Genomic DNA, 21,483 nt, shown 5'->3' on the forward strand with positions numbered 1-21,483 from the left:
CGGCTCAGCAGGCTCAGCAGGCTCAGCAGGTCCGTCCGGTGGCGGGGGTCGGGTCGCCGGCCCACCGGCGCAGAGCGGCTTCGAGCCCGGCGGCGACGGCACCGGCGGCGTCTGCGGTGTCTGCGGTGCCCCCGATGCCCGCAGCGCCAGTGGCGTTCCCCGTGCCCGCGCTGTCCGTGGCCCAGGCGACCACGCCGTCCGGGCGGACCAGTACCCCGGCCGGTGCCGCGGGGCCGTCGGTCACGTTGGGCACCGCCCGCACGCGTCCGGCCCAGGCCGCGGCGAGGCGGGTGAGGGCGCCGTCGGGGGTGCGGTCGAGCAGCAGGAAGCCGCCGTCGTGCCCGTGGTCGGCCAGCCGGGAGCCGTCGCCCAGCCACAGGTCGGGCGCGTACCGCCCGGTCAGCGGGTGGCCGCCGGGCAGGCCGAAGCGCTGCGCGGCACCGGAGATCCGCTTCACCGCGTAGGTCGCGCCCTCCCGGGTGGCCAGCAGGTCCGCGACGACCTCGCGCAGCGCCGCGGACTTGGCGTCCCCGCGCAGCACCCCGATCTGGGCCCGGGTCCAGTCCAGCACCCAGGCGCCGAGCGGACGGCGCTCGGCCTCGTAGGTGTCCAGGAGCCCCTCCGGCGCCCGTCCGGCGATCACGGCGCCCAGCTTCCAGCCGAGGTTCGTGGCGTCACCGACCCCGAGGTTGAGGCCCTGGCCGCCGAACGGCGGGTGCACATGCGCGGCGTCCCCGGCCAGCAGCACCCGGCCGCGGCGGTAGGCGTCGGCCTGACGGGCGTTGTCGGTCCAGCGGGTCGCGGGCCCGCGCAGCGCGGTCAGCGTGACGCCGGTGCCGGAGACCCGGCGCAGAGCGGCCTGCACGTCCGCCAGGGTGACCGGGGCGGACCGGTCGGCGGGCCCGCCGTCGAACTCCACGGTGACCACCCGGCCGGGCTGCGGGCCGTGGCGGTACGCGCCGAGCGCCGACCACGTCCAGCCGTCCGCGAGCACCGAGGGGTCGGCGATCTCGGCGACCGCCAGGTACCCGGTCAGCTCGGGGCCGGTGCCGGGGAAGCCGAAGCCCCCGAGGCGGCGCACGGTGCTGTGCCCGCCGTCGCATCCCACCAGCCAGCCGGTGCGCACCGGCCCGGCGCCGGTGCCGACCAGCACGCCGTCGCCGGTGTCCGTCAGCGAGGTGACCTCCACCCCGCGCCGCACCGGCACCCCGAGCCGCTCCAGCAGGCCCGCCAGCAGCCGCTCCAGCTCCGGCTGCGGCACCAGCCGGGCCCCGGCGACCGCGGTGTGCGCGGCGAGATCGGGGTCGTCCCAGTCCACCAGCCCGGCGTCGAGAACCATCCCGGCGAAGTGCCCGGTGAACCGCGCCGGTGCCGGCTGCCGCCCGCCGGGGTCCGCCCGCCCGCCGGGGTCCGCCCGGTCGCCGGTGGGCCGTCCGAACGGGCCCACGCGGGTGAGCTGCTCGCGCTGGATCCGCTCGGCGGCGGGGAGCAGGCCCCGGCGGTCCAGTGCCTCGGCGGTCGGCACGTTGATCGCCCCGGCCCGCATGGCCGGGTCCGGCTCGGTGCGCCGTTCGAGCACCTGCACGCTCGCCCCGCAGAGCGCCAGTTCCGCGGCGAGCACCAGGCCCACCGGCCCGGCGCCGACGACGGTCACATCCACGTCGTGATTCATGTTCGCTGTCACGAACAGTGTTCTACGCACGAACACTGTTCGTGTCAAGCTATGATGGCCGGGTGAACCCGAGAGAGCGACGCGCGGCGCGTCACCAGGCGCCGCACCCCGAGGCGGCGGCCGGCCCCAGGTCGCGCCGCCGCCGGGTGCCGATCACCGTGGAGCAGGTCGTCGACACCGCGCTGGGCGTGGTCGCCGCCGAGGGCTACGAGGCGCTGACCATGCGCCGGCTGGCCGACGCGCTCGACACCGGACCCGCCTCGCTCTACGCCCACGTGGTCAACAAGGCCGACCTCGACGAACTGCTCATCGGACGGCTCTGCGCCGAACTGGTGCTGCCCGAGCCCGACCCCGCGGCCTGGCGCGAGCAGGTCCACGGGGTGTGCGCCGGGATCCGGGACCAGTACCTGAAGTACCCCGGGATCTCCCGCGCCGCGCTCGCCATGGCCCCCACCGACCTGGAGACCGTGCGCGTCACCGAGGGCATGCTGGCGATCCTGCTGGCCGGCGGCGTCGCCCCGCAGGCCGCCGCCTGGGCCATCGACGCCCTGCTCCTCTACGTGGCCGCCTACTGCCTGGAGACGTCGATCGCGCGCCGCCGGTCGGCCGACGACGACGCGGTCTGGGTCCTCGACCGGGACGAACTGCTGGGCCGCTTCGCCGCCCTGCCCGCCGCCACCTTCCCGCACACCTCCCGCCACGCCGCCGAACTCACCGCGGGCGAGGGCCACGACCGCTTCGACTTCACCCTCGCCCTGCTGACCGCCGGCCTCGCCCCCCGCTGACCCGGCCCCGCGGCCGCCCGTGCAACCATCCGGCATACGTTCGGCGTCCGTACATCAGTACGTTCATGGATGGTGCACGGCTGCGGTGCGGGAGGGGACGACTGTGGACAGTGGCGCGATACGCCGGCGCCTGGCGTTCGGCGCGGCCCTGCTGGCCGCCTCCGGGACGCTCGCCCTCACGGCACCGGCCCAGGCCCGGGCCGCGACGGCCACCGGATGCGCCGGGCGCGAGGTGCGGACCCTGTCCTTCGCCACCGGCGCCGTGCACGTCTACCGGCAGGGCGGCTACGTCTGCGCGGTCACCCTCCCCGGCAGGCCCGGCGCCAGGCGCACCATGTCCGTCAGCGTCCAGGCCCGCGGCAACCGTCCCGTCGTCGACAAGGGCAGATACACCCGCTGCGCGGGCCCGGTCACGGTCCACGCCGGCCACCGCTGCGTCCGCGTGAAGGGCACGGTGGGCCACGGCTCGGTGAGCTCGGACTGGATCCTGTGCTGAGGGCGGCCGCCGCCCGGTGGACAACCCCCTTGCCGGGAAAGGGTTCTTGAGGACAGCGGTCGTCAAGAACCCTGTGTTGCCCGGTCAGTGAGACTCCGGTCTCGCCCGTGACTCCCGGTGTGTACAGTCCCGGCCCATGGAATCCGGTGTCGAGCTCGTGAAGCGCGCGCACGTCGACCTGCTCAGGGTCGCCGCCTCGCTCTGCAGCTGACCCCGCGCGCCCTTCCCCGACGGATCGGGCCGGGGCCGACACCCGGCGTTCACACCCGCCCGGTGACCGCCCGCACGGTCCACGCCGGCGTGCCGGACGCCTTCCGCCGACCGGGGCCTACGCTGGGTCCGCCGCGTACGTCTGGTACGTCAGCCCGTGGCCGATCGGGTACAGCACCTGCGCCGCGTCGTCCGCCCGCCGCACCGGCACCGGCAGCTTCCCGCGCGGCGCCACCCGGCCCGCGATCACCCGTGCGGCGGCGCGCAGTTCGACGTCCGTCCAGCCGTAGGACGCCAGGAAGGCCCTGACGGAAGGCAGTTGGGCGACGTCGTAGGGATTGCGCACCGCGACGGCCACCACCGGCCGCCCGGTGGCGACCAGTTGCTCCACCAGCCGCTGCTGCCCGCTGCCCGCCGTGACGTTGTACGTCGCCACCACCACCGCGTCCGCCTCCCGCGCCGCCGCGACCGCCCGGCCGACCGCCGCGTCGGAGGGCGATGTGCCCGTGGACAACGCGCTCGCCCCGAAGCCGAGTTCGGTGAGGGCGGCGGCCAGCACACCGGTGGGCGGACCCGTGGTGCCGGACGGCGAGTCCGGGTCCGCGCCGACGACCAGCACCCGGCCGTGGGTACGGCGGGAGAGGGGCAGCAGCACGCCGTCGTTGACCAGCAGGGTGGTGGTGCGCTCGGCGACGCGGTCGGCGGCGGCGAGATGGGCGGCGGTCCCGACCACGCGGTCGACGTCCTTCTCCTGCACGTACGGGCGGTCGAGCAGCCCCAGCCGCGACTTGAGCCGCAGGATCCGCAGGACCGACTCGTCGAGCCGGGACTCGGTCAGTTCGCCGTTGCGCACGGCATCGAGGACGGCGTGCCACGCCACGTCCGGCGCGGGCGGGTCGAGGAGCTGGTCGACACCGGCCCTGAGGGCGAGCACCGGGACGCGGTCGTCGCCGTACTTCGTGCGCACGCCCGCCATGCTCAGCGAGTCGGTCACCACCACGCCGTCGTAGCCGAGCTCGCCGCGCAGGATGCCGGTGACGACGGGGTGCGAGAGGGTGGCCGGGTCGCCGGAGCCGTCCAGGGCGGGGAACTGGATGTGCGCGGTCATGATCGAGTCGACGCCGGCCGCGACCGCGGCCCGGAAGGGCACCGCGTCCAGCTCGTCCCACAGCTCCCGGCTGTGCGTGATGACCGGGAAGCCGGTGTGGCTGTCGACGGCGGTGTCGCCGTGCCCCGGGAAGTGCTTGGCGGTGGCCGCGACCCCGGCGGCCCGGTACCCCTCCGCCTCGGCGGCGGCGAGCGCGCCGGCCGCGGCCGGGTCGGCGCCGAAGGACCGCACGCCGATGATGGGGTTGGCCGGGTTCACGTTGACGTCGGCGTCGGGGGAGTAGTCCTGCCGGACGCCCATCGCCCGCAGCTCCGTGCCGGAGATCCGGCCGAGGGTGCGCACGTCGACGCGGGAGCCGCCCGCGCCCATGGCCATGGCGCCGGGGAAGAGGGTGGCGGGCCTCCCGATCCGGCAGACGGCGCCGTGCTCCTGGTCGGTGCTGATCAGGACGGGCAGACCGCGCGGCTGCTCCAGCGAGACCCGCTGGATCCCGTTCGACAGGGCGGCGATCTGCCGCGGGTCGCGGGTGTTGTGCGCCCAGGTGAAGTAGATGATCCCGCCGACGCGGTACTTCGCGATCAGCTCGGCGGCCGAACGGACGCCGAGCTCACGGAGGTTGGCGTCGACGTCGGCCTGGTCGGGGTCGGTCGCGGAGTGGCCGTGGACCCGCATCACGAACAGCTGGCCGACCTTCTCCTCCAGGGTCATACGGGAGACGAGCGGCCCGAGCGCCCTGTCGTCGGAGCCGAGGCCGTACGCGCCGGCGCCGACGGCGAGCCCCGCGGTGACCCCAGCGGTCGCGGCGAGGACAGTACGTCTGGAGGGCATGTGCGCTCCTTTGGATGGGAAACCGCCGAAACGCACGTTAACGGGAAAGGGGCCGCCATCGGCGCATTGGAGGGGGGCACGTCGATGGCGGCGGGCCGGCGGCCGTGGTGCGGCGGAGAGGGCAGACCGGCGATCGCACCCAGCGGTGAGAGCCGGGACCACACCACGGAGACTCTTCCGGCGGCCTGGACTTTGGACGGACGGGAAGCGCACCGGGTTCCCGGCGGACGCCGAATTCCCGCGACCCGGTGCCCGAGTGACTCGGGGGACGCCGGATGCGGCCGTCCGTTCCATCCTCTGGAACCGCCCGCCGTCCGGACCCCCGAACCGGCGATCATGGACGGATGCCCCTCGTCGACATCCCCGGTTCCAAGTCCGTCACCGCTCGCGCGCTGTTCCTCGCGGCCGCCGCCGACGGAGTCACCACCCTTGTCCGCCCGCTCCGCTCCGACGACACCGAGGGCTTCGCCGAGGGTCTGACCCGGCTCGGCTACCGCGTCGGCCGCACCCCGGACGCCTGGCAGGTGGACGGCCGTCCGCAGGGCCCCGCGCTGCCCGCGGCCGAGGTCCACTGCCGGGACGGCGCCACCACCGCCCGCTTCCTGCCCACCCTCGCCGCGGCCGGTCGCGGCAGCTACCGCTTCGACGCCTCCGAGCAGATGCGCCGCCGCCCCCTCGCCCCGCTCACCCGCGCCCTGCGCGACCTCGGGGTCGACCTGCGGCACGAGGAGGCGGAGGGCCACCATCCGCTGCGCATCGAGGCCGCCGGGGTGGAGGGCGGCGAGGTGACGCTCGACGCCGGGCAGTCCTCGCAGTACCTCACCGCGCTGCTGCTGCTCGGCCCGCTCACCCGCAAGGGCCTGCGGATCCGGGTGACGGACCTGGTCTCGGCGCCGTACGTGGAGATCACGATCGCGATGATGCGCTCGTTCGGGGTGGAGGTGGAGCGCGACGGGAACGTCTTCGTCGTGCCGGCGGGCGGCTACCGGGCCACCTCCTACCCGGTCGAACCCGACGCCTCCACCGCGAGCTACTTCTTCGCGGCCGCCGCGGTGACCGGACGCGAGGTCACCGTCCCGGGGCTCGGGCGGGGCGCGCTCCAGGGCGACCTCGGCTTCGTCGACGTGCTGCGGCGCATGGGCGCGGAGGTGGAGGTGGCCGAGGACCGGACGACCGTCCGCGGCACGGGCGCACTGCGCGGTCTGACCGTCAACATGCGGGACATCTCCGACACGATGCCCACGCTCGCCGCGATCGCCCCCTTCGCGGACGGTCCGGTCCGGATCGAGGACGTGGCCAACACCCGGGTGAAGGAGTGCGACCGCCTCGACGCCTGCGCGGAGAACCTGCGCCGGCTCGGCATCGAGGCCGCCACCGGCCACGACTGGATCGAGATCCGCCCCGGCACCCCCGTCCCCGCCGGGATCAGGACCTACGGCGACCACCGCGTCGTGATGTCCTTCGCGGTGACCGGCCTGCGCACCCCGGGGATCTCGTTCGACGATCCCGGGTGCGTGAAGAAGACGTTCCCCGGCTTCCACGAGGCGTTCGGACGGCTCGCCGCCGGGTGGGGAATCCCCGTCCACGGCAAGTGACTTGGGCCGCCTGACCGGGGCCGGGGCCGGGGCGGCTGGGCCGCGGGGCCTGGTCCGGGGCCGGGTGAGTGGCTCACGGTGCCGGTGGTGCCTGCCTCAGTTCGGGCGTGGTGCCGGCCACCGAGGCCACCGCGAGGACGCACAGCAGTCCGCCGGTGATCAGGGAGGCCGTGCCGGAGGTCCAGCCGGCGAGCAGCCCCGCGCGGACGTTGCCCAGGTTGGGCCCGGCCTGGCCGACGATCGCCTCGGCGGCGGAGACCCGGCCGAGGAGCGCGTCCGGGGTGTGGGTCTGGACGATCGTCGTCCTGGAGACCACCGAGGTGGCGTCCGCGGCCCCGGCCAGGACCAGCAGGGCCAGGCCGGTCCAGGCGCTGGTGGTCAGGCCGAACAGGATCAGGGCGGCGCCCCAGGCCGCGGCCGCGCACAGCATCACCGGGCCGGGGCGGCCGAGCCGGGTGGCGGCGCCGGAGAAGGCCGTGGCGAGGAGGCCGCCGACCGCCAGCGCGGAGAGGAACAGGCCGAGGGTGCGCGGGTCGTTGCCGAAGCGTTCCGCGTTGACCAGCGGGAAGAGGCTGACCGGGAAGGACAGCACGGTCGCCGCCAGGTCGGTGATCAGGGCGCCGCGCACCACCGGGTGGGCGGTCAGGAAGCGCAGGCCGTCCAGGACGCCCTGGAGCCCCGTACGGGACGGCTCGCCCTCGGGCGGCAGCGGGGGCAGGCCGAAGGCGCCGTAGAAGGAGAGGCCGAAGGTGAGGGCGTCGACGAGGTAGCAGGTGCCGATGCCCAGCCAGCCGAGCAGCACACCGGCCAGGGCGGGGCCGAGCAGCATCGTCGCCTGTCCGGTGAGGTGGTTGAGGGCGAGGCCCGCGGCCACCTGGTCCTTGGGCAGCAGGCGCGGTACGAAGACGCCGGCCGCGGGGGCGCCGAGCGCGCCGAAGAGGGACTGGACGGCGACCAGCGCGAGGATCCCGGCCACCGGGACGTGGCCGGTGAAGCCCTGGACGGCCAGCAGGAGGGAGCAGACGGCCTGGCCGACGGTCGCCGTCAGGTACATCCGGCGGCGGTCGGCGCGGTCCACCCACGCCCCGGCGAACAGCCCGAACACCACCAGCGGCAGGGCCTGCGCCAGACCGACCGCACCGCTCCAGGCGGCGCTGTGGGTCGTGTCCCACACCTGGTACATGACCGTCACCATGGTCATGAACCCGCCGAGGCCGGACACGGTCCGGCCGAACAGCAGCCGCCGGTAGACGGGGGAGAAGCGCAGGGGCCTGACGTCGACGAACGAGCGGGTCAGGCTCATGAGCGCGGGAGCAACGGGAAGAACGGGAGCGGGAGGAGCACGAGCACCCCGGGACGCTAACCGGCGGCGGTGACCACCGCCAGCGAATTAACCGCGCCCCCGGCGGCGACTCCGGCCGCGCCCCCGGCGGCGACTCCGGCCGCGCCCCCGGCCAAGGCTCTGGCTGTGACCCTGGCCGCGACTCCGGCCGCGCCCCCGGCCGTGACCTCGGCCACGATCCTGGCCGCCGCGGCTCTGGCTGTGATTCCGGCCGCGACTCCGGCCGTGACCCCCGTCCGTCTCCCGGCCGTGCCTCGGCAGACCTGTCCTGTCAGGCTGATTCGTTGAGCAGGCGGCCCAGGTGTTCGCGGCCCGCCGCCAGCAGCCCGGGCAGTGGGGGCGCCGTCTCGTACCAGCGCTTCTCGTACTCCCAGCACAGCCAGCCGTCCCAGTTGTGCCGGGAGAGGATCTCGACGCAGTCGGACAGGGGCAGGATGCCGTCGCCGAGCGGCAGCGGGGTGGTGTCGTCGGCCGAGGCGATGTCCTTGACCTGCACGTAGCCGAGGTACGGCGCGAGGGCCGCGTAGGTCTCGGCGGGCTGCTCGCCGCCCAGCCAGGTGTGCATCACGTCCCACAGCGCGCCGACCTGCCGGTGTCCGACCGGCCCGAGGACGCGGATGGCGTCGGCGCCGGCCCGGTGCGAGTCGTGGGTCTCCAGCAGGACGCGCACGCCGAGCGCGGTGGCGTCCTCGGCGACCGTGCCGAGCCGCCGGGCGGCGATCGCGTCGGACTCGGCGGCGGGCAGCGCGGGGTCGGCGCCGGGGAAGACCCGGACGAAGGAGGCGCCGAGGTCGTGGGCCAGCCGGAGGAGCCCGCGGATCTCGTCGAGGACCGGGCCGTCCTCGCCGGGGGCCGCGGCGCGCGCGTAGCCCGCGACGCCCAGCACCTCCACCCCGGCCGCCGCGAACTCGGCGGCCACGTCGGCCCGTCGGGCGGGGCCGAGGCCCTGGTGCACGGGCTCTTCAGGATGGGCGCGCAGTTCGACGCCGTGATAGCCGTGGGTCCTGGCGAGGGCCAGCACGTCCGGCACCGGCAGACCGGGGACCCCGAGGGTGGAGAAGGCGAACCTCATGCTCACCAACCTACTTCTCACCCGCCGGTCGCGTGCAGGTCCAGTCGCCAGTCCTGGCCGACCAGATCGGCGCCGAAGGAGCGGTGCGGCTTCTCGGCGGTGAGCACGAAGCCGTGCCGCTGGTAGACGCGGCGGGCGGTGGCGAGGATGTCGTTGGTCCACAGCACCAGCTCCCGGTAGCCGACCCCGCGCGCGAAGTCGATCACCGCGCCGACCAGTCGGTCCCCGATCCCGAGCCCCCGGGCCTCGGGTTCGACGAGCAGCAGCCGCAGCCGCGCGGTGCCGGGCGCGTCGTCCCGCACGCACATCACGCACCCCACCGGTCGGCCCGCCCACTCGGCGATCCAGACCCGCTCCAGATGCGGGTCGTGGTCCTCGGCGAAGTCGGCGACGATCCGGGCGACGAGCCCCTCGTAGTCGGTGTTCCAGCCGTACTCGGCGGCGTACAGCGCGGCGTTGCGCTGCACGATCCAGCCGAGGTCGCCGGGGCCCGGCTCGCGCAGCACCGGCTCGTCGGAGGGGGCGGGGACGTGGGCGTCGCCGAGGATCGTGCGGATGGTGCGCATGGCCTCGGCCAGCCGCGGGCGCTCGCCGGGGGCGACGGCGCCCAGCATCGAGCCGACCGAGTCCCGCGCCCGCTCGTCCAGCACTCCGGCCGCCTCCCGGCCGCGCGCGGTCAGGCAGACGCGCCGGCGCCGGGGGTCCTTCCGCGAGGGCGCGCGCTCGACCAGCCCGGCCTCCTCGAACTTGTTGAGGATGCGGCTCAAGTATCCGGCGTCCAGGACGAGATCGGTGCGCAGGTCGGCGGCGTCGGTGTCGTCGGAGTGCGCGAGCTCGTAGAGCACGCGGGCCTCGGTGAGGGTGTAGGGGGCGTAGAGGTGGCGGCCGTAGTCGAGGGCGCCGATGACGTTGGTGTAGAAGCGGTTGAACGCGCGGATGTCCTGGACGGTCATGGCTGTCACCCGGGTGTCCCGATAGTTGACTGAGTCAGAGATGCCGCCTCCAGAGGCTATCCCGCGACCCCGTCCGACCGGAAGCCGTCGGCCCGAACGGCGGTCACGCAGGCTTTACTTGTTCTTGTTGCCCGGGCGTGGTCCAGCTTTTGACTTCGCCGCCCCGCCGCCGTAGGTTTATACACGAACGTCACTTATGTCCGATTCAACTTCGGTCGTGGCGTGGTCCGCCGAAGGGCCCGGGCGGTGCGGAACCGGCACCGAGGGCGGGGCGGACGCGCTCAGAGCTGCGCGCAGGCTCTGGAGTGCACGCAGGGTGGCCCCCGAAGCGGCCGCCGTCACACAACCACACCCTCGGAAAGAGGCGAAATCATGCGCGCGCACACCACTCGCATCAAGAGGATCGCCATCGCCGCAGTCTCGGCGCCGATCCTGGCGCTCGCGGCCGGAGCAGGCGTGGCCAGCGCGGCCACCAACTCCGCACCCGCCCACCTCGCCAGCTACCAGGACGACCACGGCGGAGGCGGGGGCCACGGCGGAGGTTACGGCGGAGGTGGCTACGGCGGCGACCGCGGCGGCGGCTACGGCGGACACGACCGCGGCGGCGGCTATGGCGGCTACGGCGGCTACGGCGGACACGACCGCGGCGGCTGGGGCTGGGGCAACGACGACGACTACGGCTACGGCGGCTGGGGCGGCGGCTGGGGCGGGGGCGGCGGCTGGGGCGGTGGCGGCTGGGACTGACCGGTCATCGTGAGCCACACCCCGTGAGATCGAAGGGTGGGTCCGGGTGCCCGACCGGGCACCCGGACCCATGTCGAGGAACCCCCTGCGGGCCTGCGGGCCCCGTGGCCGTGGAGGCGGTGACCGGATGAGGATCGTCTGTGTGGGCGGAGGCCCGGCCGGGCTGTACTTCTCGATCTCGGCGAAACTGCGGGACGCCGGGCACGAGATCGTCGTTCTGGAGGCGGATCCGCCCGAGGCCACGTACGGCTGGGGCGTCGTCTACTGGAACGACCTGCTGGACATCCTGCACGGGAACGACCCCGAGAGCGCCCGGGAGATCAGCGCCGGCTCCGTGCTGTGGCAGCAGCAGGAGATCCGGGTGCACGGCGACCGGCACGACGGCGCGGCGTACTTCGGCGGCTACGGCTACAGCATGGGCCGCGCGGCCCTGCTCGACGTGCTGACCCGGCGCGCGAGGTCGCTCGGTGTGGACGTACGGCACGGTGAGCGGCTCGCCGACCCCGCCGACCTGCCCGACGCCGACCTGGTCCTGGCCGCCGACGGCGCGAACAGCCGTATCCGGCAGGCCCGCGCCGACCACTTCGGCACCCGGCTGGAGACCGGCCGCAACCCGTTCATCTGGCTCGGCACGGACCGTCAGTTCGACAGTTTCGTGTTCGCCTTCGAGCAGACCGACGCGGGCTGGATCTGGTTCCACGCCTACCCGTCGTTCAAGGGCGTCAGCACCTGCATCGTGGAGTGCTCGCCGACGACCTGGCAGGGCCTGGGCCTGGACACGCTCGACGAGCAGGAGGCCCTGCCCCTGCTGGAGAAGATCTTCCACCGCGCGCTCGACGGCCACTCCCTGATGAGCAGCTCGCGCGGCGCTCCGGCGAAGTGGCAGCGGTTCACGCACATCAGCAACCGGACGTGGCTCGACGGCAGTGACGGGCGCCCCGTCGTGCTGGCCGGCGACGCCGCCCACACCACCCACTTCACGCTCGGCTCCGGCACCCGGCTGGCCATGATCGACGCGATCGTCCTGGCCCAGGCCCTCACCCGCTTCCCGGACCCGCGGACCGCCCTGCGCGAGTACGACAAGCACCGCCGCGCGGAACTCCATCCCGTCCAGGCGGGCGCGCGCACCAGCATGGCCTGGTTCGAGCAGCTGGACGACTACGTGGACCGCGACCCCGTCGACTTCGCCTACGCGATGGCCGTCCGCCAGGGCCGCCACTCGCCCTGGCGCTACCAGTTCCACCTCGCCACCCAGCTGGGCACGGTACGCCGGGCCCGCCGCGCCTACGACACGGGCCGCCGCTGGTACCGAGACCGCAGAAGAGGCGAAACGGCCCTCCCGCTGCTGGGCCGGCCACCACACTGACGCCCCCCGGCCGGCCCGACCACACGCGGGTCCGCCGCCGGGCCCGCGGCCGGCTCCGCTCCCGGGACCACACGCCCTCCGACCGACCGGCCGACCGCCGGCCCGGCTACCGGACCGGTCGCACGCGGGACTGCTCCCGGGGTAGCGGGGTAGCGCACTCGGTCGCCGGGCCCGGCTACCGGACCCGGGTCGGTCGCACGCGGGGCGGCTCCCCGGGGTGGGGTGCTCGGGCGGCGGCCGCGGGGGCGGGGCCGGAGCGGCTCCGTCGTGTGCGGCCGGGCACCGGGCCTGCGGGCCACGGGTGTTCAGGCGCGCGGTACCCCCGAGGACCCCCGGACCATCAGTTCGCCGCGTGCGGTCGCGATGCCGCCCGGCGGGGGCTCCTCGCGGCCCATGGCGATGCGGCCGGCCCGGGTGCCCGCCTCCGCGAGCGGGAGCCGCACCGTCGTCAGCGCGGGCACCGCGTCGATGCTGAACGGCAGGTCGTCGAAGCCGGCCACCGAGACGTCCTCGGGGATCCGCAGTCCCGACTCGCGCAGCGCCGCGCACGCGCCCAGGGCGACGGAGTCGTTCGCGGCGACCACCGCGGTGAGCGTGGGGTCCCGGCGCAGCAGCTCCAGCGTCGCCTCGTACCCGGCCCGGCGGTCGTACCGTCCGTGCACGGTCCAGCGCGGGTCCTCCTCGATGCCGGCCGCGGCCAGTGCCGCCCGGTGGCCCTCCAGCCGGTGCCGGGTGGTGGTCCGCTCCTCGGGGCCCGCGATGTAGCCCAGCCGCCGGTGCCCGAGCCCGATGAGGTGCTCGGTCAGCTCCCGCCCGCCGCCCCGGTTGTCGAAGGTCAGCGCCACCGCGTCGGTGTCCGGCGCCGGCGGCCGCCCGCACAGCACCACGCGCGTCCCCGCGTCCGCCAGCTTGCGCAGCTTCGCCGCCACCGCCGCCGCGTGCGGCGCGTTCTCCATGGCCCCGCCGGTCAGGATCACCGCCGCCGCCCGCTGCCGCTGGAGCAGGGTCAGATACGTCAGCTCCCGCTCCGGCGACCCCCCGGTGTTGCAGACGACGGCCAGCCGCTCGCCGCCCGCGCGTCCGCCGGGCCCGCCGATCTCGGACTGGATCGCGCTCGCCATGATCCCGAAGAACGGGTCGGCGATGTCGTTGACGAGGATGCCCACCAGGTCGGAGGTGGCCGCCGCGAGCGCGCTCGCGGGACCGTTGAGGACGTAGTCCAGCTCGTCCACCGCCCGCAGCACCCGCTCCCGCGTGGACGCCGCCACCGGGTAGTTCCCGTTCAGTACGCGCGACACCGTCGCGGGCGAGACCTGGGCGCGGGCCGCCACGTCCGCCAGGGTCACCGTCATCTCGTCGTCCTCCGGTCACGCGTCATGTCGTACGCCGTCGCACACAGCCTGCTCAAAGGAAGCCCCCTTGCCGTGCAGACCATAAGGCCATAACCCCGGGTTGTTCGCCCCCTCGAACAACTCGACCCCGTCACGGTCTTGTACAGACCAGTGCACAAAGGCTAGCTTCTGTATATATAGAAAGCGCTTGCTGCGTTGCTGAGACGCACGCGGACGAAGGGAATCACGTGACACGCAAGACGGTGCGTATCGCCATGAACGGCGTGACCGGGCGCATGGGCTACCGCCAGCACCTCGTCCGCTCCATCCTCGCCCTGCGCGAGCAGGGCGGTCTCGACCTCGGCGACGGCACCGTGCTGTGGCCGGAACCGATCCTCATCGGCCGCCGCGAGCACGCGCTCCGCGAGATCGCCGACCGCCACGGGCTGGAGCACATCTCCACGGACGTCGCCGAGGTCCTCGCCGACCCGACGGTCGACATCTACTTCGACTCCCAGGTGACCTCCGCCCGCGAGTCGGCCATCAAGCAGGCCATCGCCGCCGGCAAGCACGTCTACACCGAGAAGCCGACCGCCACCGGCCTGGACGGCGCCCTGGAGCTGGCCCGCCTCGCGGACGCGGCCGGCATCAAGCACGGTGTCGTCCAGGACAAGATCTTCCTGCCCGGCCTGCTCAAGCTGAAGCGGCTCATCGACGGCGGCTTCTTCGGCCGGATCCTCTCCGTCCGCGGCGAGTTCGGCTACTGGGTCTTCGAGGGCGACTGGCAGGAGGCGCAGCGCCCGTCCTGGAACTACCGCACGGAGGACGGCGGCGGCATCGTCGTCGACATGTTCCCGCACTGGGAGTACGTGCTGCACGAGCTGTTCGGCCGCGTGAAGTCCGTCCAGGCCCTCACCGCCACCCACATCCCGCAGCGCTGGGACGAGAACGGCAAGCCCTACGACGCCACCGCCGACGACGCGGCCTACGGCGTCTTCGAGCTCGACGGCGGCGCGATCGCCCAGATCAACTCCTCCTGGGCCGTCCGCGTCAACCGCGACGAACTCGTCGAGTTCCAGGTCGACGGCACCGAGGGCTCGGCCGTCGCCGGCCTGCGCAACTGCCGCGCCCAGCACCGCAGCGCCACCCCCAAGCCGGTTTGGAACCCGGACATCCCCGCCACCGAGGTCTTCCGCGACCAGTGGCAGGAGGTCCCGGACAACGGCGAGTTCGACAACGGCTTCAAGGCGCAGTGGGAGCTCTTCCTCAAGCACGTCTACGCCGACGCCCCCTACCACTGGGACCTGCTGGCCGGTGCCCGTGGCGTCCAGCTCGCCGAGCTGGGCCTGAAGTCCTCGTCCGAGGGCCGCCGTCTCGACGTACCGGAGATCTCGCTGTGACCATCCGGCTCCCCGCCCCGGACGGGACGCTGCGCCCGTACGAGCCGCGCACCGAACCCCTCGCCCTCACCCCGGGCACGCCCTTCACCTCCCGTACGGTCTTCTCGGCGGCGCACGTCGTCGCCGACCCGTTCGCCGACGTGTCCCCGGACTCGCCCGCCGCCGTCGACTGGGACGCCACCCTCGCCTTCCGCCGCCACCTGTGGTCGCACGGCCTGGGTGTCGCCGAGGCGATGGACACCGCCCAGCGCGGCATGGGCCTGGACTGGGCGGGCGCGGCCGAGCTGATCCGCCGCAGCGCCGCCGAGGCCAAGGCCGTCGGCGGCCGGATCGCCTGCGGCGTCGGCACCGACCAGATCACCGGCGGCACGCTCGCCGAGATCCGGGCCGCCTACGAGGAACAGCTCGCCCTCGTCGAGGAGTCCGGCGCCCAGGCCATCCTGATGGCCTCCCGGGCCCTGGCCGCGGCCGCCTCCGGCCCCGAGGACTACCTCGACGTCTACGGCCACCTGCTGCGCCAGGCCGCCGAGCCGGTCGTCCTGCACTGGCTCGGCCCGATGTTCGACCCGGCGCTGGAGGGCTACTGGGGCTCCTCCGACCTCGACGCCGCCACCGACGTCTTCCTCGACGTCATCGCCGCCCACCCCGACAAGGTCGACGGCATCAAGGTCTCCCTGCTCGACGCGCAGCGCGAGGTCGACCTGCGCCGCCGTCTGCCCGAGGGCGTCCGCTGCTACACCGGCGACGACTTCAACTACCCCGAGCTGATCGCCGGCGACGAGCAGGGCTTCAGCCACGCGCTGCTCGGCATCTTCGACCCGCTGGGCCCGCTGGCGGCACAGGCGGTCCGGGTCCTCGACACGGGCGACGCGGAGGGCTTCCGCCGTCTGCTGGACCCCACCGTCGAGCTCTCCCGCCACCTCTTCCAGACCCCCACCCGGTTCTACAAGACGGGCGTGGTCTTCCTGGCCTGGCTGGCCGGCCACCAGTCGCACTTCACCATGGTCGGCGGCCTCCAGTCGGCCCGTTCCCTCCCGCACTTCGCCCGCGCCTACGAACTCGCCGACGGTCTGGGCCTGTTCCCGGACCCGAAGCTGGCCCAGGAGCGGATGAAGAACCTGCTCTCCCTGTACGGAGTCGACCAGTGACCGGCGACCTGTCCCGCTTCTCGATCAACCAGATGACCGTCAAGCAGCTGTCGATGCCCGAACTCGTCGACACCTGCCTGGAACTGGGCGTGCCGGGCGTCGGCCTGTGGCGCGAGCCGGTGCAGTCGTACGGCGTCGAGGCGAGCGCCAAGCTGGTCCGCGAGGCGGGCCTGGCCGTCACCACCCTGTGCCGGGGCGGCTTCCTCACGGCGATCGACCCGGCCGAGCGCGCCGCCGCCATCGCCGACAACCGACGGGCCGTGGAGGAGGCCGCGACCCTCGGCACGGACACCCTCGTACTGGTCTCCGGCGGTCTGCCGGCGGGCTCCAAGGACCTGCACGGCGCCCGGGAACGCATCGCGGACGCCCTCGCCGAGCTGGGCCCCTACGCCGAACGGCACGGCGTCCGGCTGGCCATCGAGCCGCTGCACCCCATGTACGCCTCCGACCGCTGCGTGGTCTCCACCCTCACCCAGGCGCTGGACCTCGCCGAGCGCTTCCCCGCGCACCAGGTCGGCGTCACCGTGGACACGTACCACATCTGGTGGGACGACCAGGCGCCCGCGCAGATCGCCCGGGCCGGCGCGGGCGGCCGCATCCACACCTTCCAGCTCGCCGACTGGACGACCCCGTTGCCCGAGGGCGTCCTCAACGGCCGTGGCCAGATCGGCGACGGCGCGATCGACATGCGCGAGTGGCAGGGCTACGTGGAGGCGGCCGGCTACAGCGGCGCCATCGAGGTCGAACTCTTCAACGACGGGCTGTGGGCGCGGGACGGCCGCGAGGTCCTGACCGAGACCGCACACCGCTTCATGCAGCACACGAACCCGTAGCGGGCCGCCGGGCGACCCGGCTCAGCGCCCCTCGCCCGGCGCATCCGGCTCCGTCATGACCAGGGCCGCGAGGTCCAGGAAGGCGTTGGCGGTACGGGACCTGAGCCTGGAGAGGTCCAGGGCCCGCGGCATCGAGAGGTGGGGGTCGTAGGGGACCACGATCAGGTCCCGGTGGCGGTCGGCCAGCCCGGAGCGGGCGACGCCGGAGAGGGACTGGTTGACCACGTTGAGGGTCGCGGTCACCACGGCGCCGTCCGCGAGGGCTCCCCAGCCCCTGTCGCGCAGCCCGTCGAGGATCTCCTCGACGGCGGTGGTGCCGTGCTCGGGTGTGCAGCAGACCACGAGCTGGTCGGTGTGCTCCAGCACGACGTCCGCCGACGCGTCGAACCGGCCGGCCCAGTCCGTCAGGACGACCGGGTAGTGCCGGGCCGCCAGGGACAGGATGTGGCGGTACTCGTCGGCGTAGGCGGGGCTCGGCGTGGCCCGCAGGGCGCGGCGGGCGAGCACCTCCAGCCCCGACGGCAGCTTGCCGGTGTGCCGGCGGACCTCCTCGTACGGGGCGTCCGCCGGCAGCTGGGCCAGCCGGCGGGGCGGTGCGGACGCCGTGGGCGGGAGGTGGCCGTGCAGGTCGCCGGTGTTGGGCGCGCCGTCCAGGGCCAGCGCGGGCTGCCCGCGCAGCGCGACGAAGAGCGAACCGAGGACGACGGTGGTGGTGGCCCGCCCGGAGTGCGCCTGCACACCGACCAGGGTGATCCGGCGGCTCCGCCGCAGCGGGCGCCGCACCAGCGCCAGCCTGTGCGCCCGCCCCGCCCGCCCGAAGTAACCGAACGACGGCCCCCGAGCCCCACCCCCGTCCGACGGAGAACCACTCCCGGTCGACGGCTCCGCGTCCCCGTCCCGCCGCCCGCCCCGATCCGCCGCCCGCCGACCCTCGTCCGCCGTCTGTCGGTCGGCTTCGGTCACCCCTTGCCGGGAGTCTTCGTCCGGTTGCCGGGGTCCGGGGCGCTGCGCGGTCTCGTCCGGGGTCTGTTGGGCTTCGTGGTCCGTGAGTCGGGCTTCGGTCCAGCGCTGGGCCTCGGTCACCTGGCGGAGCATTTCGCGGGTCCGGCGTTCGAGTTCGGCCGTCCGCCGCTCGCCCGGCAGCAGTTCGGGTGCCTCGGTGCGGACGCGTTCCGCGACGGGGGCGCCGGCGGGCGGCCCGGACTGTCCGCCGCGCATGGCCGCCGCGATCGCCACGTACTGGGCCAGCTTGTCGGCGACCTCGCCGGCCGACGGGCGTGCCGCCGGATCCGCGTCCAGGCAGAGCAGCACGAGGTCCCGCAGCGGCTGCCAGGTATCGCCCGACCAGCGGTGCATGCCCTCCGGCAGCCCCCGCAGCGGGGCCCGGGGACGGCTGCTGACCAGCCGCAGGAGTTCGCCGAGCTCCCTGATCGTGCCCGGCCTGGTGGGCGGTGCGCCGGTCCCGTGGTACTCGCCGTCGATCGCGCAGTCCGACAGCCCCGTCAGCAGCACCGTGCGCTCCAGCACCACCACGGAGTCCGCGGAGAGGTCGGCCGGCAGCAGCTCGTTGAGGTGGCAGATGCTCAGCGCGCTGGCCAGGTGGAAGCCGAGCTGGAGGCTGGTGAGCAGGTCGAAGGCGCCCAGCTGGTCGGGCCCGACGTAGGCCAGCAGATCGCTCAGCCGGGGCGGCTGGGCGTTCGAGCCGCCGGCCGACGGGAAGAGTCCCACGGCGATCCACCGGACCCTGCCGTCCTGGCCGGTGTCCAGCAGTTCGGGGGCGTACCGGCCGCCCATCCGGCGCAGCGCCTCCGCCTCGGTGTCCAGCAGGCGGGCGGTGGACGCCGGGAGTTCGGGCCGTGCGACGCGCAGCGCGGCCTCCCCGGTGCCGGGGGCCTGGCCGAGGTAGACGACGGTGCGCCGGCCGGGACGGCGGCCCCGCAGCGCGTAGGGGCCGAGCGTGGTCGGATCCTGCGGTGTCAGCGCGTTCCACACCGGCGGCCGCACCACCCGGGGCGGCGCCTCGGGGGCGGCCGGCGCGGGGGCGTTCACCCCGAAGCGGGCCATCAGCCGCCGCTCCACGGCGGTGAAGGACGAGGAGCCGGCAGGCAGCCGGTCCACCCCCTCGGGATGCGCGAGCCAGGCCGGGAAGTCCGGTGAACGGCCCGCCAGTTGCTCAAGGCGTCGGCCGATGCGCCGGCTGGTGCGCAGGAGTTCGCCGCTCGGTACGGCGTCCAGCAGGGCGGTCTTGCACTCCTCGGTGAAGTCGAAGACGCGGTGCTTGGCGGGCAGCGGGCCGGGCACGGGCGCGGGGTAGGGGTGGACGAGGCCGCCCAGGAAGACCTCCGCCAGATGGGTCGTACGGGCCTGCCACGGCACCGCGGACTGCACCAGCCGCATCACCGGCACGGTCAGCGGCGAGACGGCGGCCAGGTGGGCGGCCAGCCGGTAGGCCTCGGGCGAGGCGGCGTCCCGGAAGTGCTGGAGGCTGCCCACCTGGCGGGAGGCGACCGGGGCGAGCCGCCGGGGACGGGCCAGCAGGGGGAGCTCGACGGTGGTGCCCGGCGAGGTCAGCAGCTCGGTCCAGGTGCGCAGGGAGGCGGCCGTGGGCTGGAGCACGGGCACGGGCAGACCGGCGAAGTCGATCGGCAGGACGCGGTCGGTGATCCGCCAGGAGGTGGCCGCGCCCCCCGGCCGGCGCGTGGTGGCCTGCCAGCGGTCCGCCTGGATGCCCGAGCCGTCCCACAGGGCGGGCGGCAGGGTGTGCAGGATCGCCACCGGACCGCCCGCCGCCCACTCCATCAGGACGTCGTGCACCGCGCCGCTGCGCCACCCCGAGCCCATCCCGTCGCTGACGACGAAGACCAGGGTCTGCCCGGACGGGTCGACCAGCATGGACGGCGACTGCTGGGAACTGTCCGGGTCGAACGGGTGCCCGCGCAGCACCGGCCCGCCGGGCGCGCGGGTGTCGATGCCGCGTACGTGGATCGACCGGAAGGCACCGATCCGCTGCATGCTCGTCAGGAGTTCGGCGGTGAGCCGGTGCCAGAGCAGCATCGACAGACCGTCGTCCACCACCAGCACCAGGTTCAGCCAGCGCTCCCGCCGCGGCCGCAGGACCACGTCCGGCAGCCGGGTCTCGGCGAGCTGGGCGGCCGTGGCCGCCTCGTCCACCTCGCGCAGCCGGGGGCTCGGCCGCTTCCGTTTCAGGGGGCGCAGCGCCCGCCCGATGACCAGTTCGTCGCGCAGCGCCTTCTCCTCCGGCACGAGCAGCGGGAGCGCCGGCCGGCCCGGGTCCGGCCGGGGCAGGGACGTCGGCAGGTCGGGGAGCGCGGGGGGCAGCGGTGCCGCGTGCAGCTCCGGCATGGTCAGCGGCGGCAGGTCGGGCTCGGACGGCGAGGGCTCCGGCTCCACCTCGGGCTCCGGCCGCGGTGCCGGCCGGTCCGGCGGCGCGGGGCGGGCGGCCGGCACGGTCCGGCGCAGCATCCGGGGCAGCGGCTGGTCGTGCCCGTCCCGCGGCAGCCGGCCGGCCAGCCACAGCACGTCCAGCACCTCCTGCGGGTCCAGGTCGTACCCGACGCCCTTGAGCACGCCCAGCAGCGCACCGAGCCGGTCCGCCCCGGTGTCCCCGGCCTCCCCCCGGGCCCCCGGCACGGTCAGACCGTTCCCGTGAGCTGGTGCAGGACCGCGTCGAGCAGCCCGTCGGCGTCCAGGTCCACGCCGTTGGTGCGCAGGAACACGGCGTTCAGGAGCTGGTCGGTGGCCAGTTCGCCGGGCGCGCGGCGCCGCAGGAAGGCCTGGAGCAGGTCGTCCACCTCCGGCAGGATCTCCGGACCCAGGTGGGCGGCGACGATGGCCCGCAGCCGCTCCTCGTCGGGCATCGGCAGGGCGAGGCGGATACAGCGGCGCAGGAACGCGGGCGGGAAGTCGCGCTCCCCGTTGCTGGTGATCACGACGACGGGGAACTCCGTGCACTCCACCCGGCCCTGGCGCACCCTCACCATGCCCCGGTGATCGGCGGTGAGGACCTCGACGTCCGCCATCTCCTCGGGCAGCCGGGCCAGTTCGGGGATCTCGAACACGCCCTCCTCGAACACGGTCAGCAGGTCGTTGGGCAGGTCGACGTCGCCCTTGTCCATCTCGTCGACCAGCAGGGCGCGGGGTGTGCCGTGCGGGGCGAGCGCGGTACCGAGCGGGCCGAGCCGGACGAAGGTGCCGATCCCGGGTTCCGACTCGCCCCGGTCCCGGCTCAGCGTGGTCTCGCGCAGCCGGCCGATCGCGTCGTACTGGTAGAGCGCCTCCTGCACGCTGGAGCGGCTGTTGACCGGCCAGCGCAGCAGTTCGCCCAGGCTCAGTTCGTGCGCCACGGCACGGGCCAGCGAGGACTTGCCGGTGCCCGCCGGCCCGGTCACGAGCAGCGGGCGGCGCAGGTGCAGGGCCGCGTTGACGACGTCCGCGTGCTCGGGGGCGACCAGATAGGGCAGCGGCCCGGAAGCGCCGCCGGCGGCCCGGAAGCGGCGCCAGGGCGGGGCCGGGGGCATGGTGACCGGGCGGGCCACACCGTCCCCGCGGAAGATCCGCCAACTGCCGTGTGCCGACATGC

The 21,483-nt window shown here is 74.6% G+C and carries 17 protein-coding genes; 9 read left to right on the plus strand and 8 right to left on the minus strand.

Annotated elements, in window-relative coordinates; translation table 11 throughout:
* Positions 1-22: 22 nt before the first annotated feature.
* Positions 23-1,672 (minus strand): FAD-dependent monooxygenase, encoded by a 1,650-nt coding sequence (locus tag ACZ619_RS15120; protein WP_469598759.1) that lies wholly within the window; start codon positions 1,670-1,672, stop codon positions 23-25.
* Between the two features lie 62 nt (positions 1,673-1,734).
* Between ACZ619_RS15120 and ACZ619_RS15125 the strand changes: the two genes are divergently transcribed.
* The 3 genes from ACZ619_RS15125 (at position 1,735) to ACZ619_RS15135 (ending at position 3,164) form a co-directional block, all read left to right on the plus strand.
* Positions 1,735-2,457: a TetR/AcrR family transcriptional regulator gene (locus tag ACZ619_RS15125; RefSeq protein WP_469598688.1), complete on the plus strand. Its 723-nt coding sequence runs from the start codon at positions 1,735-1,737 to the stop codon at positions 2,455-2,457.
* Positions 2,458-2,560: 103 nt separating this feature from the next.
* Positions 2,561-2,953: a hypothetical protein gene (locus tag ACZ619_RS15130; RefSeq protein WP_469598690.1), complete on the plus strand. Its 393-nt coding sequence runs from the start codon at positions 2,561-2,563 to the stop codon at positions 2,951-2,953.
* A 136-nt stretch (positions 2,954-3,089) separates the two neighbouring features.
* Complete coding sequence (locus ACZ619_RS15135) at positions 3,090-3,164, plus strand: putative leader peptide (RefSeq protein WP_350780434.1); 75 nt, start codon at positions 3,090-3,092, stop codon at positions 3,162-3,164.
* A 117-nt stretch (positions 3,165-3,281) separates the two neighbouring features.
* Here the strand turns inward: ACZ619_RS15135 and ACZ619_RS15140 are convergent, their stop codons facing one another.
* Positions 3,282-5,099, minus strand: coding sequence for a glycoside hydrolase family 3 protein (locus ACZ619_RS15140; protein ID WP_469598692.1), 1,818 nt, complete (start codon positions 5,097-5,099; stop codon positions 3,282-3,284).
* A gap of 344 nt (positions 5,100-5,443) precedes the next feature.
* Between ACZ619_RS15140 and aroA the strand changes: the two genes are divergently transcribed.
* Positions 5,444-6,694 carry a 3-phosphoshikimate 1-carboxyvinyltransferase gene (aroA, locus tag ACZ619_RS15145; RefSeq protein ID WP_469598694.1) on the plus strand — a complete coding sequence of 417 codons (1,251 nt, stop codon included), beginning with the start codon at positions 5,444-5,446 and terminating at the stop codon, positions 6,692-6,694.
* A gap of 73 nt (positions 6,695-6,767) precedes the next feature.
* Here aroA and ACZ619_RS15150 read toward each other — a convergent pair whose 3' ends face one another.
* The 3 genes from ACZ619_RS15150 to ACZ619_RS15160 form a co-directional block, all read right to left on the minus strand.
* Entirely contained in the window at positions 6,768-7,997 is a 1,230-nt protein-coding gene (locus ACZ619_RS15150) for an MFS transporter (protein WP_469598696.1), read from the minus strand.
* 310 nt (positions 7,998-8,307) lie between these two features.
* A complete protein-coding gene (locus tag ACZ619_RS15155) occupies positions 8,308-9,108 on the minus strand; it encodes a sugar phosphate isomerase/epimerase family protein (RefSeq protein ID WP_469598698.1) in 801 nt (266 codons plus the stop codon).
* A 17-nt stretch (positions 9,109-9,125) separates the two neighbouring features.
* Positions 9,126-10,061 carry a bifunctional helix-turn-helix transcriptional regulator/GNAT family N-acetyltransferase gene (locus tag ACZ619_RS15160; RefSeq protein ID WP_469598700.1) on the minus strand — a complete coding sequence of 312 codons (936 nt, stop codon included), beginning with the start codon at positions 10,059-10,061 and terminating at the stop codon, positions 9,126-9,128.
* 372 nt (positions 10,062-10,433) lie between these two features.
* Here ACZ619_RS15160 and ACZ619_RS15165 point away from each other — a divergent pair, with 372 nt between their 5' ends.
* Both ACZ619_RS15165 and ACZ619_RS15170 read left to right on the plus strand, forming a co-directional pair.
* Entirely contained in the window at positions 10,434-10,805 is a 372-nt protein-coding gene (locus tag ACZ619_RS15165; RefSeq protein ID WP_469598702.1) for a hypothetical protein, read from the plus strand.
* A 127-nt stretch (positions 10,806-10,932) separates the two neighbouring features.
* Positions 10,933-12,171, plus strand: coding sequence for an FAD-dependent monooxygenase (locus tag ACZ619_RS15170; RefSeq protein ID WP_469598703.1), 1,239 nt, complete (start codon positions 10,933-10,935; stop codon positions 12,169-12,171).
* A gap of 305 nt (positions 12,172-12,476) precedes the next feature.
* Here the strand turns inward: ACZ619_RS15170 and ACZ619_RS15175 are convergent, their stop codons facing one another.
* A complete protein-coding gene (locus ACZ619_RS15175; protein ID WP_469598705.1) occupies positions 12,477-13,523 on the minus strand; it encodes a LacI family DNA-binding transcriptional regulator in 1,047 nt (348 codons plus the stop codon).
* Between the two features lie 227 nt (positions 13,524-13,750).
* Between ACZ619_RS15175 and ACZ619_RS15180 the strand changes: the two genes are divergently transcribed.
* From ACZ619_RS15180 to ACZ619_RS15190, 3 genes are read left to right on the plus strand one after another with little or no spacing between them, the layout of a single operon-like run.
* Complete coding sequence (locus ACZ619_RS15180; RefSeq protein ID WP_469598707.1) at positions 13,751-14,902, plus strand: Gfo/Idh/MocA family protein; 1,152 nt, start codon at positions 13,751-13,753, stop codon at positions 14,900-14,902.
* Positions 14,899-16,050, plus strand: a complete 1,152-nt coding sequence (locus tag ACZ619_RS15185) for a dihydrodipicolinate synthase family protein (protein WP_469598709.1) — start codon at positions 14,899-14,901, stop codon at positions 16,048-16,050. The genes ACZ619_RS15180 and ACZ619_RS15185 overlap by 4 nt, the downstream gene beginning before the upstream one ends.
* Before the next feature lie 32 nt (positions 16,051-16,082).
* Positions 16,083-16,883 (plus strand): sugar phosphate isomerase/epimerase family protein, encoded by an 801-nt coding sequence (locus ACZ619_RS15190; RefSeq protein WP_469598761.1) that lies wholly within the window; start codon positions 16,083-16,085, stop codon positions 16,881-16,883.
* A gap of 21 nt (positions 16,884-16,904) precedes the next feature.
* On the opposite strand, the gene ACZ619_RS15195 is transcribed toward ACZ619_RS15190, so the two are convergent.
* Together ACZ619_RS15195 and ACZ619_RS15200 are read right to left on the minus strand one after the other, a co-directional pair.
* Complete coding sequence (locus tag ACZ619_RS15195) at positions 16,905-20,534, minus strand: SAV_2336 N-terminal domain-related protein (RefSeq protein ID WP_469598711.1); 3,630 nt, start codon at positions 20,532-20,534, stop codon at positions 16,905-16,907.
* A gap of 2 nt (positions 20,535-20,536) precedes the next feature.
* Entirely contained in the window at positions 20,537-21,481 is a 945-nt protein-coding gene (locus tag ACZ619_RS15200; protein ID WP_469598763.1) for an AAA family ATPase, read from the minus strand.
* Between the last annotated feature and the right edge of the window lie 2 nt (positions 21,482-21,483).

The organism is Streptomyces sp. NPDC104367, assembly GCF_055583825.1.

Excerpts from the sequence above, each read along its gene's own strand:
- ACZ619_RS15150 (WP_469598696.1), bottom strand. The coding sequence starts at position 7,997 with ATGAGCCTGACCCGCTCGTTCGTCGACGTCAGGCCCCTGCGCTTCTCC.
- ACZ619_RS15170 (WP_469598703.1), top strand. The coding sequence starts at position 10,933 with ATGAGGATCGTCTGTGTGGGCGGAGGCCCGGCCGGGCTGTACTTCTCG.
- ACZ619_RS15120 (WP_469598759.1), bottom strand. The coding sequence starts at position 1,672 with ATGAATCACGACGTGGATGTGACCGTCGTCGGCGCCGGGCCGGTGGGC.
- ACZ619_RS15160 (WP_469598700.1), bottom strand. The coding sequence starts at position 10,061 with ATGACCGTCCAGGACATCCGCGCGTTCAACCGCTTCTACACCAACGTC.
- ACZ619_RS15155 (WP_469598698.1), bottom strand. The coding sequence starts at position 9,108 with ATGAGGTTCGCCTTCTCCACCCTCGGGGTCCCCGGTCTGCCGGTGCCG.
- ACZ619_RS15200 (WP_469598763.1), bottom strand. The coding sequence starts at position 21,481 with ATGTCGGCACACGGCAGTTGGCGGATCTTCCGCGGGGACGGTGTGGCC.
- aroA (WP_469598694.1), top strand. The coding sequence starts at position 5,444 with ATGCCCCTCGTCGACATCCCCGGTTCCAAGTCCGTCACCGCTCGCGCG.
- ACZ619_RS15190 (WP_469598761.1), top strand. The coding sequence starts at position 16,083 with ATGACCGTCAAGCAGCTGTCGATGCCCGAACTCGTCGACACCTGCCTG.
- ACZ619_RS15175 (WP_469598705.1), bottom strand. The coding sequence starts at position 13,523 with ATGACGGTGACCCTGGCGGACGTGGCGGCCCGCGCCCAGGTCTCGCCC.
- ACZ619_RS15165 (WP_469598702.1), top strand. The coding sequence starts at position 10,434 with ATGCGCGCGCACACCACTCGCATCAAGAGGATCGCCATCGCCGCAGTC.
- ACZ619_RS15140 (WP_469598692.1), bottom strand. The coding sequence starts at position 5,099 with ATGCCCTCCAGACGTACTGTCCTCGCCGCGACCGCTGGGGTCACCGCG.